This is a genomic window from Ventrimonas sp., from assembly GCF_048380235.1.
Taxonomy (GTDB): domain Bacteria; phylum Bacillota; class Clostridia; order Lachnospirales; family Lachnospiraceae; genus Brotaphodocola.
Window position 1 is genome coordinate 35,638 of sequence record NZ_DBFCCJ010000021.1, and the last position, 13,194, is coordinate 48,831.

At 51.7% G+C, this 13,194-nt stretch carries 6 protein-coding genes; all 6 read right to left on the bottom strand.

What is annotated here, in order from left to right:
* Position 1: 1 nt before the first annotated feature.
* Complete coding sequence (secD, locus tag ACMP1L_RS03900; RefSeq protein WP_118732628.1) at positions 2–2,134, bottom strand: protein translocase subunit SecD; 2,133 nt, start codon at positions 2,132–2,134, stop codon at positions 2–4.
* Between the two features lie 13 nt (positions 2,135–2,147).
* Complete coding sequence (scfB, locus tag ACMP1L_RS03905) at positions 2,148–3,548, bottom strand: thioether cross-link-forming SCIFF peptide maturase (protein ID WP_118732629.1); 1,401 nt, start codon at positions 3,546–3,548, stop codon at positions 2,148–2,150.
* Positions 3,549–3,689: 141 nt separating this feature from the next.
* Complete coding sequence (scfA, locus tag ACMP1L_RS03910) at positions 3,690–3,836, bottom strand: six-cysteine ranthipeptide SCIFF (RefSeq protein WP_118531699.1); 147 nt, start codon at positions 3,834–3,836, stop codon at positions 3,690–3,692.
* A 117-nt stretch (positions 3,837–3,953) separates the two neighbouring features.
* A complete protein-coding gene (locus ACMP1L_RS03915) occupies positions 3,954–5,348 on the bottom strand; it encodes a polysaccharide deacetylase family protein (RefSeq protein WP_418452054.1) in 1,395 nt (464 codons plus the stop codon).
* Between the two features lie 171 nt (positions 5,349–5,519).
* Positions 5,520–9,173 carry a DNA-directed RNA polymerase subunit beta' gene (gene rpoC, locus ACMP1L_RS03920; RefSeq protein ID WP_118732631.1) on the bottom strand — a complete coding sequence of 1,218 codons (3,654 nt, stop codon included), beginning with the start codon at positions 9,171–9,173 and terminating at the stop codon, positions 5,520–5,522.
* Between the two features lie 18 nt (positions 9,174–9,191).
* Positions 9,192–13,049 carry a DNA-directed RNA polymerase subunit beta gene (gene rpoB, locus ACMP1L_RS03925; RefSeq protein ID WP_418452055.1) on the bottom strand — a complete coding sequence of 1,286 codons (3,858 nt, stop codon included), beginning with the start codon at positions 13,047–13,049 and terminating at the stop codon, positions 9,192–9,194.
* Positions 13,050–13,194: the final 145 nt, after the last annotated feature.

A 13,194-nucleotide genomic window follows, 5' to 3' on the forward strand; every position in this document is an offset into this window, starting at 1 on the left:
ATTATTTCTCAGCCTTTTTCTGTTTTCTGGTAGTCAGGACATACCAGAGAGCACCGGTCACGCATACGGAAGAATAGGTTCCGCAGACGATACCAACCATAAGCGGCAGGGCGAACTCACGGATGGAGGATACGCCCAGAAGGAACAGAACAAATACCATGATGAAGGTAGTCAGAGAAGTATTGATGCTTCTGGTAAAGGTCTGGGTGATACTTAAGTTTACGATCTCTTCCAGTGTCTGCTTACTGCCTGCCTTCTTCAGTGCCAGGTTCTCTCGGATACGGTCGAAGATAACGATCGTCGCATTGATGGAGTAACCTACAATGGTCAGCATACATGCAATGAAGGTGGAGCCGACCGACCACTTCGCCAGGGAATAGAAGGTAACAACAACCATGACATCGTGTACCAGAGCCAGGATTGCGCTGGCTGCAAAGCGGATATCCTTAAAGCGGAACCAGATATACAGCAGCATCAGGACTGTTGCAATGGTCACAGCCCATACGGCATCCTTCTTCATCTCAGTGCTCACTGCGCCGGAAATGCTCTCTGCAGTAATCTTCTCAGCGTCAACGCCGAAATTCTCAACCATGGCATCCTCTAACTGCTGTCTCTGCTCTACGTCCAGAGTCTTGGTCTTGATGATAACCTCGTTGGTACCGGCAACCTTCTGGGTCTGAACGTCTGCGTCACCGGTAATCTTGGAGACAACCGGAACAACCTTTGCAGAAATATCATCCAGGCTCATATCCTCATTGAAGGTTACGTTGGTGGAGGTACCGCCGGTGAAATCCATGCCGTAGTTTAAGATGTAGCCGGTCTGGCCCTTGTGCAGAGCCATACCTGCCCATCCTGCAACGATAACAGCAATGGAAAGGATGAAGCAGATATTCTTCTTTCCGAGGAAATTGATGATCTTTCCGTCCTTCTTGGTTCCATAGAACTTCGGAGCCTCAAAGCCTACCGCATACAGGGCATACAGCGCGCCCTTGGTGATGAACAGAGCGGTAAACATGGAAAGCACGATACCAATCGCCAGAGTACTTGCAAAGCCCTTAACGGTACCTGATCCACGGAAGTACAGGACTGCAGCAGCGATCAGGGTGGTGATGTTTCCATCCAGGATCGCAGACAGTGCCTTAGAGAAACCAGCCTTGATCGCGGATTTTACACTGTGTCCGAGACCGATTTCTTCCTTGATACGGGTGAAGATGATAACGTTCGCATCCACCGCCATACCAACAGAAAGGATGATACCGGCCACACCCGGAAGTGTCAGAGTGATATCAAATGCAGTCAGCATGATGAGTACCAGGCCAACATACAGAGCCAGAGCAATGACAGCAGCCACACCCGGGATAAGGTAAACCACCATCATGAATACAGCAACAATCGCAAAGCCGATGGCACCTGCCTTTAAGCTGGTGGAGATGGCCTGCTGACCAAGCTGTGCTCCGACTACGTTGGAGCGCAACTCCTGCAGCTCCAGGGAGAGGGAACCGATACGGATGGTTGCCGCCAGGTTCTCAGCCTCGGTATAATCGGTCATGCCATCGATCTGACACTGGCCTCCGGTAATGGCTTCACGGACCACCGGGTTAGAGTAGATCTGGTTGTCGTAAATGATGGCAATGCGCTTGCCTACGTTTGCGGAAGTTGCGTCAGCAAATGCCTTGGTTCCTTCCTCGGTGAAGGTCAGGCTTACCACATAGGATTTCTGACCGTTCTGCTCGATGATTCCCGCTTTTGCGGAAGCCACCTGGTCACCGGTTAAAATGGTCTTACCGGTCTCATCGGTAAAGATCAGGGAACCCGGCTTGCCGAGTTCTTCCAGAATTGCGTTTGCATCGGAAACACCCGGAATATCAATGTTGATCCGGTCACTTCCCTCCTGGTACACAACAGCCTCGGTACTGTAGTTCTGTACACGCTGCTGCAGCTTGTAAATGGTATCGGACATTTCTTCCGATGTCGGATTCTCATCTACTGCCTGATACGTGATGCTGACACCGCCGGCCAGGTCAAGACCCAGCTTGATATCATCCATGGTATCATAGCCGAAGAATCCGAACAGTCCTACTGCGAACAGCAGGACCAGCAGGCCCAGTAAGCCTTTTACTTTGCTGTTCTTCATCTTATTTCTCCTTTTATTCTTCGTCGGCAAGAGCCGCCTTAATCATGATCGCACACTCGATACGCTTTTTCTGCATCTCGCATCCGATCTCATAAGCATCGGTAATGGTTCCGTGGAAGTTGTAGGAATTGGCTGCACAGCCGCCGCTGCAGTAGAATCTTGCAAAGCAGTCTCTGCACTTTTCTTTTGCGTAGACGTTGCAGAGCTTGAACTCATCCCGGATATCCGTTCTCGTAATTCCGGTATCTACATTGCCCATCAGGAAATCTTCCTGACCCACAAACTGATGGCATGGATAGAAATCGCCCCACGGGGTAACTGCCAGGTACTCCGTACCTGATCCGCATCCGGAAAGACGTTTTGCCACACACGGTCCCTGATTTAAATCAATCATGAAATGGAAGAAATTGAAGCCTCTTCCCTCTTTTTTGCGCTTAATATACTCAACTGCCAGCTTGTCATACTCCTCCATGATCTTCGGAAGATCTTCCTTCCGGATCGCGTACGGCTCATCCTCCGCGCCGACTACCGGCTCGATGGACATCTGGTCAAAGCCAAGATCTGCGAAATGCTTCACATCCTCAGAGAAATCCAGATTGTTGCGGGTAAAGGTGCCGCGGACATAGTAATCCTTGCCTGCGCGGCTCTTCGCGAACTTCTGGAACTTCGGAACAGTAATCTCATAGCTGCTGCCGTGACCGTTTCTGGTAGGACGCATGTAGTCGTTGACTTCCTTACGTCCGTCCAGGCTCATGACTACATTGCTCATCTCACGGTTACAGAAGTCCATGATCTCATCGTTTAAAAGCACACCGTTGGTGGTGATGGTAAAGCGGAAACGCTTATTGTTCGGCTCCTCCAGAGAACGGCCGTACTCAACCAGCTGCTTTACCACTTCCCAGTTCATAAGCGGCTCGCCGCCGAAAAAGTCAACCTCAAGGTTGTGGCGGTTGCCGGAATTGGCTACCAGGAAATCCAGTGCCTTTTTACCTACTTCAAAGCTCATGAGAGCACGGCGTCCGTGATACTCACCCTCTTCTGCGAAGCAGTACTTGCAGCCCAGGTTACAATCATGGGCAATGTGCAGGCAGAGTGCCTTTACAACGGTCTTTCTCGCTTTAAAATCTGTCACATAAGTCTGGTAAATATCCTTCGTGTACAGCTCCTCTGCGTTGATCAGCTCCTGAACCTCGTCCAGGGCCTCTTTTGCATCTTCAGCCGGGTATGTCTTGGAAAGCTCAGCCTCTGCATTCTTTCTTGCGGTTTCCGGAATCTGCACCGGGGACATCACCTCTCCGATGACTGGCTCTAACAGCGCAACCGCATCGTAAACTACATCGTCTACTACATGGACAGAGCCGCTGGCAATGTCCATGACAATATTATATCCGTTATTTTTATACTGATGAATCACTCAATTTCTCCTTTTTAAATCAAGTCCCTAACACACACATAGGCAGACGCAGATAAAAGTCCCGGTTTTTCGAAACCCTTATCCACCTCTGCCATCTTTTACCGTGTAACTATTCCAGTTTTACAGAAACTATTGTTATAATTATCTGTTTGCGTTCTCGCAGCTCTGGTTGCCAACGGTGCAGGAAGTCTTGCATGCAGACTGACAGGAAGTCTGGCACTCGCCGCATCCGCCCTTCTTCATGGACTCCTTCAGAGTTTTATTGTTTAAAGTCTTTACATGTTTCATGATATCTGCCTCCTGTATTATTCTTGCTCTCTGCCGCCCTTATCTGACCCTCAAAGGCTGCAATTGCATATTTTCGCGTTGATTATACCATATACAGGGAGCGTCCGCAAGTTAAAGTTATGAGATAGGCCGGAACTGCGAATAGCTTCTCCCCGGAATCATACCGCCGCGGTAGGAGGCCAGCTCGCTGACCGTCACCAGCTGGAACCCGCGCTTTACCAGCTCCGGGATGATCGTTTCGCTGGCATCTGCGGTGGCATCATACAAATCGTGCATCAAAATGATATCTCCGTCCTTTACCTTCTCGAGCACTGTCTGGATCGTCTGGGAGGCATCCCTGGTTTTCCAGTCCAGCGTGTCAATGCTCCAGAGAATCGCCGGCATGGAGATAGCGCCCGCAATATTCATGCCCTCCACCGTTTTTGCGCCGCCGCAGGGACGCATCAGCACCGGAGAGATACCGCAGGCATCGGAAACTACCTGATTTGTCGCCACCAACTGATTCGCCAGCTCCGCCGGTGCCACCTTCGTCATAAGGGTATGGTCGTAGGTATGGTTTGCCACCTCACAGCCCTGAGCCACCATCTGTTTTAAAACATCCGGACTCTTGATAACCTGTTTGCCCACCATAAAAAAGGTAGCCCGGCCTCCGTTATCCTGCAGACACTTTAAGATCCGCGGCGTGACCGTAGGTGAGGGACCATCATCATAGGTCAGGGCCACCATGGGCCGGTTCGGATCAATATTTCCGGCGTAAACCGCACCTCCGGTCCGCTTCACCACAGAAACCCGCACACCATCCACGCGAAGACCCACACCAACTGCTCCGGCCTCCGCACCGTCTGAAGCCCATTCTGTCCACTGGGAATCCTGCAGTACACTGTAAAGCACTTCATAATAGGTTGCCAGATCTCCGGTCAGTTCCATGGCAATGCCCTCAAGAGGCATACTGCCGGCAGAATCTCCTGCCTCATTGCCATCCTCCTGCCAGTCCAGCCATCCGGTTCCGCTTAAGTTTACCCGGTAGCGGATGGTTCCGCTCATGCCCTCCGGCTGCCCGTTCAGGGTCGCCCGGAGTGCTGTTATGTAAGAATTGGCCGGTGCCATGCTGTAGGAATTGTCCGCAAAGAAATGGCTCCAGCCCACTCCGTTCACCGCAATACCATATATGGCTCCCATATCCGGTAGATTGTCCCGGTACTGCTCAGCCTCCGCTGCAGCCAGGCTTTCTGCCTCTGCCGCGGACGCGCTCATGCTTTCCTGCATTGCCGCTGCCTGTACAGCTGCCTTCTCTGCCTTCCAGCTTCGTACACGTCCGGAAACCGCAGCCACCAGCACACCAGTCAGTACGCAGACTGCCAGGAGCCCCAGGAGCACGATACGCCGTTTCCGGCGCAGCTGCTTCATCTTCCGGGCCTTTCTTGCCCGCATCTCCCGGATCTCCCGCTCCGAAAGCGGCCGCCCCGGCCTTCCGCCAGGCTGCCAGGGTGCGTTTCCGCCTGTATTTCTCACAAAATTCCTGCTCGAATTCTCTCCCCCACGTATCTGACTCATATATCTCCCATACTTTCTATAAAACGATATGTATGAAAACGACCTCCGGTATTTTCTGCATGAAAATATAGGAAGTCGTTTTCTTACATGCCCGGACCTACTGAGATTACGGTCAGGCTATATTATTTTTTACTCTTCGCTGTCGTCGATATCGAATACTTCCGGAGCCTCATCCTCCATATCCTCATCGCCGGAAAGCAGGATCTCATCATCATCCTCCAGAGCGACCTCATCCTGCGGCTCTACATCTGTGTTGAGCTTTACGGAACGGTAACGCTTCATACCGGTACCTGCCGGGATCAGCTTACCAATGATAACGTTCTCCTTCAGACCGATCAGATGGTCAACCTTGCCGTTGATAGCCGCCTCGGTCAGAACCTTGGTGGTCTCCTGGAAGGATGCTGCAGACAGGAAGGAATCGGTAGCCAGGGATGCCTTGGTAATACCAAGCATAACCTGCTTGCCCTCTGCCGGCTGCTTGCCCTCTGCGATCAGAGCCTCATTCATCTCATTGAAGTCCAGAACATCCATGGAAACGCCCGGCAGCACATCGCTGTCGCCGCTCTCCTCAATGCGGATCTTCTTTAACATCTGACGAACGATCATCTCAACGTGCTTATCGTTGATTTCTACACCCTGCAGACGGTATACACGCTGTACCTCCTGGATCATATAATCCTGTACTGCGCGGACACCCTTGATCTTTAAGATGTCGTGCGGGTTTACGCTACCTTCGGTCAGCTCATCACCGGCCTCGATCACCTGCTCGTCCTGAACCTTGATTCTGGAACCGTACGGGATCAGATAGGTCTTGGAATTGCCGGTTTCCGGATCAGTAACTACGATCTCACGTTTCTTCTTGGTATCTTTCAGGGTTACAACACCGCCAAACTCAGAGATGATCGCAAGACCCTTCGGCTTACGTGCCTCAAACAGCTCCTCTACTCGAGGAAGACCCTGTGTGATATCTCCACCTGCTACACCGCCGGTATGGAAGGTACGCATGGTCAGCTGGGTACCCGGCTCACCGATAGACTGTGCTGCGATGATGCCGACTGCCTCACCAACCTGTACCGGCTGGCCGGTTGCCATGTTGGCACCATAACATTTTGCGCAGACACCGATATGGGACTTACAGCTAAGGACGGTACGGATCTTGACGGAATCACGGCCCATCTTGTTCAGTGCCTTCATAACAGCTGCAGCACGTTTCGGAGTACACATATGGTTTGCCTTTACAACCACTTCTCCGGTCTCCGGATCGGTGATGGTCTCAGCAATGTAACGGCCAGTGATACGCTCCTCCAGGCTCTCGATGGTCTCTTTGCCATCGGTGAATGCCTTGATCTCCATGTACGGGATATCCTTGCCTTCGCAGCAGTCAACCTCACGTACGATCAGATCCTGGGATACATCTACCAGACGACGAGTAAGGTAACCGGAGTCTGCGGTACGCAGCGCGGTATCGGACATACCCTTTCGTGCACCATGAGCGGAAATGAAGTACTCCAGTACGTCAAGACCCTCACGGAAGTTGGATTTGATAGGAAGCTCGATGGTGTGACCGGTTGTATCTGCCATAAGTCCTCGCATACCTGCCAGCTGCTTGATCTGCTTATCAGATCCTCGCGCACCGGAGTCTGCCATCATGAAGATGTTGTTGTACTTATCCAGACCGCCTAACAGGTCTTTGGTCAGCTGGTCATCGGTAACCTTCCAGGTTTCAATAACCTCTTTATAACGCTCTTCCTCAGTGATAAGACCACGGCGGAAGTTCTTTGCAATACGGTCAACGGTTGCCTGAGCATCTGCCAGGAGCTGCGGCTTGGATGCCGGCACGGTCATATCCGCGATGGATACGGTCATGGCTGCTCTGGTGGAGTACTTGTAACCAATCGCCTTGATATCATCCAGGGTAACAGCAGTCTGGGTAGCGCCATGTACGTTGATGACCTTCTCCAGAATCTTCTTTAACTGTTTCTTTCCTACGTGGAAATCAACCTCAAGAAGCAGCTCGTTGCCCGGAATGCTTCTGTCTACGAAGCCCAGATCCTGCGGGATGATCTCGTTGAAGATGAAACGGCCAAGTGTGGATTCTACAATTCCGGTCATCTCGGTGCCATCCGGCATGGTCTTGGTGATTCTTACCTTGATGCGGGAGTGCAGGGTCACAGCAGCGTTCTCGTATGCAAGAATTGCCTCGTTTACGCTCTTGAAGATCATGCCCTCGCCGGTTGCGCCCGGGCGCTCCTGGGTCAGATAGTAGATACCGAGTACCATATCCTGGGAAGGAACGGCTACCGGACCACCATCAGACGGCTTTAACAGGTTGTTCGGAGACAGGAGCAGGAAACGGCACTCAGCCTGTGCTTCCTGGGTCAGCGGAAGATGTACTGCCATCTGGTCTCCATCGAAGTCTGCGTTGAACGCGGTACATACCAGCGGATGCAGCTTGATCGCCTTACCTTCTACCAGGATCGGCTCGAAGGCCTGGATACCCAGTCTGTGCAGGGTAGGGGCACGGTTTAACATAACCGGATGCTCTTTGATGACATCCTCGAGTACATCCCACACCTCGGACTGCAGACGCTCTACCATCTTCTTTGCGCTCTTGATGTTGTGAGCGGTTCCGTTCTGAACAAGCTCCTTCATAACGAACGGCTTGAACAGCTCGATCGCCATCTCCTTCGGAAGACCGCACTGGTAGATCTTCAGCTCCGGTCCAACGACGATAACGGAACGTCCGGAATAGTCAACTCGCTTACCCAGCAGGTTCTGACGGAAACGTCCCTGCTTACCTTTCAGCATATCGGAAAGGGATTTCAGTGCACGGTTTCCAGGACCGGTAACCGGTCTGCCGCGGCGTCCGTTGTCGATGAGGGCATCGACTGCCTCCTGCAGCATACGCTTCTCGTTACGGACGATGATATCCGGAGCGCCAAGCTCAAGCAGGCGGGCAAGACGGTTGTTACGGTTGATGATTCTTCTGTATAAATCGTTTAAGTCGGAGGTTGCGAAACGGCCGCCGTCCAGCTGTACCATCGGACGGATATCCGGCGGGATGACCGGGATCACGGTCATGATCATCCACTCCGGCTTGTTTCCGGAATTGCGGAATGCCTCTACAACTTCCAGTCTCTTGATGATTCTTGCACGCTTCTGGCCGCTGGAATCCTTCAGCTCGCGTTTGAGCATTTCAGACTCCTTCTCCAGATCGATGCTCTGAAGAAGCTCAAGCACAGCCTCGGCACCCATTCCTACGCGGAAGTTGCCGTAGCCCCACTTTTCCACCTCTTCGCGGTACTCTTTCTCGGAGAGTACCTGCTTGTACTGCAGGCTGGTCTGACCTGCGTCCAGAACGATGTAGGACGCAAAGTACAGAACCTTCTCCAGTACTCTCGGGGAAATATCCAGGATGAGACCCATACGGCTCGGGATACCCTTAAAGTACCAGATATGAGATACAGGAGCAGCCAGCTGAATGTGGCCGATACGCTCTCTGCGGACGCTAGCCTTGGTTACCTCAACGCCGCATCGGTCGCAGATCACGCCTTTGTATCTGATTTTTTTATATTTACCACAATGACATTCCCAGTCCTTGCTCGGTCCGAAGATGCGCTCACAGAACAGACCGTCGCGCTCCGGTTTTAAAGTACGATAGTTGATGGTCTCCGGCTTTTTTACCTCGCCGTGTGACCACTCCAGAATCTTCTCCGGGGAAGCCAGGCCAATCTTAATGGCATCAAATGTCAATGGCTGATAAGTTTCATTTGTCTCAGGCATGAGCGTTACTCCCTTCTATTATTCTTCATCAAAGGAATCATCGGTGTAATCGTCAGATTCCCCTTCGAAATCATCGCTGCTGTCATCGTCACCCTCGACGCCAACCAGCTCTCCATCCTTGAACTCCTGCTGCTGATAGCCGTAGTCGCCAAAGGACTCATCACGGTTGTAGCGGCTGTCACCCTCGATGATGTGACGCAGATCGGTCTCGCCGTAATCTACGTTCTCACCGATCTCAACCTCGGTTCCGTCGTCACGCAGTACGCTTACATCCAGACCAAGGGACTGCAGCTCTTTTAACAGTACCTTGAAGGACTCCGGAATACCCGGCTCAGGGATGTTCTCGCCCTTGATGATCGCCTCGTAGGTCTTCACACGTCCGACAACATCATCGGACTTCACGGTCAGGATCTCCTGCAGGGTGTAGGATGCGCCATACGCCTCCAGAGCCCAAACCTCCATCTCACCGAAACGCTGTCCGCCGAACTGTGCCTTACCACCCAGAGGCTGCTGGGTAACAAGGGAGTATGGGCCGGTGGAACGTGCATGGATCTTATCGTCAACCAGGTGATGCAGCTTCAGGTAATGCATGTGGCCGATGGTTACCGGGCTGTCAAAGTACTCTCCGGTACGTCCGTCACGCAGTCTTACCTTACCGTCGCGTCGGAGCGGAACGCCCTTCCACAGCTCACGGTGCTCCAGATGGGAGCCTAAGTAATCCATAACTTCCGGTTTCAGGATCTCTTTGTATTTCTCTTCAAACTCCTCCCAGGAGGTGTTTACATAATCGTTGGCAATTTCCAGGGTATCCATGATGTCTACCTCGTTCGCGCCCTCGAATACTGGGGTGGAAATGTTAAAGCCCAGTGCCTTACATGCAAGGCTTAAGTGCATCTCCAGGACCTGTCCGATGTTCATTCGGGAAGGTACGCCCAGCGGGTTCAGCACGATATCCAGCGGACGTCCGTTCGGCAGGAACGGCATATCCTCTACCGGAAGCACGCGGGAAACGACACCCTTGTTACCATGACGTCCTGCCATCTTATCACCTACAGAAATCTTACGTTTCTGAGCAATATAAATGCGGACAGTCTGGTTTACGCCAGGAGCCAGCTCGTCGCCGTTCTCTCTGGTAAATACTTTTGCGTCGATAATGACGCCGTAAGCACCGTGCGGTACCTTTAAGGAGGTATCTCTTACCTCTCTTGCCTTCTCACCGAAGATGGCACGCAGCAGTCTCTCCTCTGCAGTCAGCTCAGTCTCACCCTTCGGGGTAACCTTACCAACCAGGATATCACCGGCACGGACCTCTGCACCGATACGGATGATACCTCTCTCGTCCAGGTCCTTTAACGCATCGTCGCCGACACCCGGAACGTCGCGGGTGATCTCTTCCGGTCCGAGCTTGGTATCACGGGCTTCTGCCTCATACTCCTCAATATGAACGGAGGTGTAGACATCTTCCATAACCAGTCTCTCGCTTAAGAGAACCGCATCCTCGTAGTTGTAACCCTCCCAGGTCATGAATCCGATCAGCGGGTTCTTACCGAGAGCGATCTCACCGTTGCTGGTGGACGGACCGTCTGCAATGACCTCGCCTGCCTCAACATGGTCGTTCTTATAAACGAGCGGCTTCTGGTTGTAGCAGTTGGACTGGTTGCTTCGGGAGAATTTGATCAGATGGTAAACATCTTTCGCGCCGTTGTCATCTCTCTTGATGATGATCTCGTTGGAAGCGGAACGCTCAACAACACCGGCATGCTTTGCAACAACGCAGACACCAGAGTCAACCGCAGACTTGCCCTCGATACCGGTACCTACTGCAGGAGCCTCGGTTCTTAAAAGCGGAACGGCCTGACGCTGCATGTTGGATCCCATCAGAGCACGGTTTGCATCGTCGTTCTGAAGGAACGGGATCATGGAGGTTGCTACGGAGAATACCATCTTAGGAGATACGTCCATTAAGTCGATGGCTCTCTTCTGGAACTCGGAAGTCTCCTCACGGAAACGGCCGGCTACGTTATTGTGTACGAAATAGCCATTCTCGTCTAACTGGGTGTTTGCCTGTGCGACAACGAAGTTATCCTCCTCGTCTGCGGTCAGGTATACAACCTCATCGGTTACACGCGGGTTGGCCGGATCGGTTTTATCTACAATACGGTACGGAGCCTCGATGAAGCCGTACTCATTGACCTTTGCATAGGTTGCCAGAGAGTTGATCAGACCGATGTTCGGTCCCTCAGGAGTCTCGATCGGGCACATACGTCCGTAATGGGTGTAATGTACATCTCGAACCTCGAATCCGGCACGGTCACGGGACAGACCGCCAGGTCCCAGTGCAGAGAGACGTCTCTTGTGAGTCAGCTCAGACAGCGGGTTGTTCTGGTCCATGAACTGGGACAGCTGGGAGCTTCCGAAGAACTCCTTCACTGCTGCAGTGACCGGTTTGATGTTGATCAGGGACTGCGGGGTAATGCCGTCCATATCCTGGGTGGTCATACGCTCTCTTACCACACGCTCCATACGGGACAGACCGATGCGGTACTGGTTCTGTAAGAGCTCACCGACGGCACGGATACGACGGTTGCCCAGATGGTCGATATCGTCCGGGGTACCGATTCCGCCTTCCAGATGCATGTTGTAGTTGATGGAAGCAATGATGTCTTCCTTGGTAATGTGCTTTGGAATCAGCTCGGTGATATTCTTATGAACCAGCTTCTTTAACTCTTCCTGGTCATCACCAGCTTCTTCCAGAATCGTTTTTAATACCGGATAATATACTAATTCCGTAACACCGGCTTCCTTCGGATCGAAGTCTACATATGCTGCCAGGTCAACCATTAAGTTGGACAGCACCTTGTAGTTTCTCTCCTCAGTCTGAATCATGACATACGGAACTGCCGCATTCTGCAGGGTAGTTGCCAGCTCTTTGTCGATCTTGGTACCAGCCTCTGCCAGAATCTCTCCGGTTGTCTCATCCACTACATCCTCAGCCAGGATCTGGCCTTTGATGCGGTTTTTAAAGTGAAGCTTCTTATTGAATTTATATCTGCCGACTTTGGCCAGGTCATAACGGCGCGGGTCAAAGAACATGCTGTTTAACAGGCTTTCTGCACTATCAACGGATAACGGCTCGCCCGGACGGATCTTGCGGTAGAGCTCTAACAGACCATCCTGATAGCTCTCTGCAGTATCTTTGCCAAAGCTTGCCAGCAGTTTCGGTTCTTCACCGAACAGATCAATGATCTCCGCATTGGTGCCATAGCCCAGTGCACGCACCAGTACGGTTACCGGAACCTTACGGGTACGGTCTACGCGAACGTAGAAGATATCATTGGAGTCAGTCTCATACTCAAGCCATGCACCACGGTTCGGGATTACGGTACAGGTGTACAGTTCCTTACCGATCTTGTCGTGTCCGATTCCGTAGTAAATGCCCGGAGAACGGACCAGCTGGCTTACGATAACTCGTTCAGCGCCGTTGATGACGAATGAGCCGGTATCGGTCATGAGCGGAAGATCTCCCATAAAGATCTCGTGCTCGTTGATCTCTTCTTTGTCCTTATTGTAAAGTCTTACCTTTACCTTTAAAGGTGCAGCGTAAGTTGCGTCGCGTTCTTTGCATTCTTCGATGTTGTATTTGACTTCATCTTTACATAATGTAAAATCAACGAATTCGAGGCTTAAATGACCTGCGAAATCGGAGATTGGGGAGATATCTTCAAATACTTCCTTCAATCCTTCATCGAGGAACCACTGATAGGAGTCTTTCTGAATCTCAATCAGGTTTGGCATCTCAAGAACTTCTTTCTGTCTTGAGTAGCTCATTCTAACGCTCTTTCCCGATGTGACCGGGCGCATTCTGCTTTTCTCCATTGACGTTTCACCCCTGTTTTCTAATCTAATTTCTGGCGTATTTTTGGGCGCAAAAAGCCCAGAACGCCACAATAGTGCACACTCCATAATATCATACGCCTGTCAAGGTGTCAAGTTTTTCCTTGATTTTTTTTGCCGAAAATGC

What these genes read in the sequence shown, in the direction of transcription:
- secD (WP_118732628.1), bottom strand. Translation starts at nt 2,134, where the DNA reads ATGAAGAACAGCAAAGTAAAAGGCTTACTGGGCCTGCTGGTCCTGCTG.
- scfA (WP_118531699.1), bottom strand. Translation starts at nt 3,836, where the DNA reads ATGAAACATGTAAAGACTTTAAACAATAAAACTCTGAAGGAGTCCATG.
- rpoC (WP_118732631.1), bottom strand. Translation starts at nt 9,173, where the DNA reads ATGCCTGAGACAAATGAAACTTATCAGCCATTGACATTTGATGCCATT.
- rpoB (WP_418452055.1), bottom strand. Translation starts at nt 13,049, where the DNA reads ATGGAGAAAAGCAGAATGCGCCCGGTCACATCGGGAAAGAGCGTTAGA.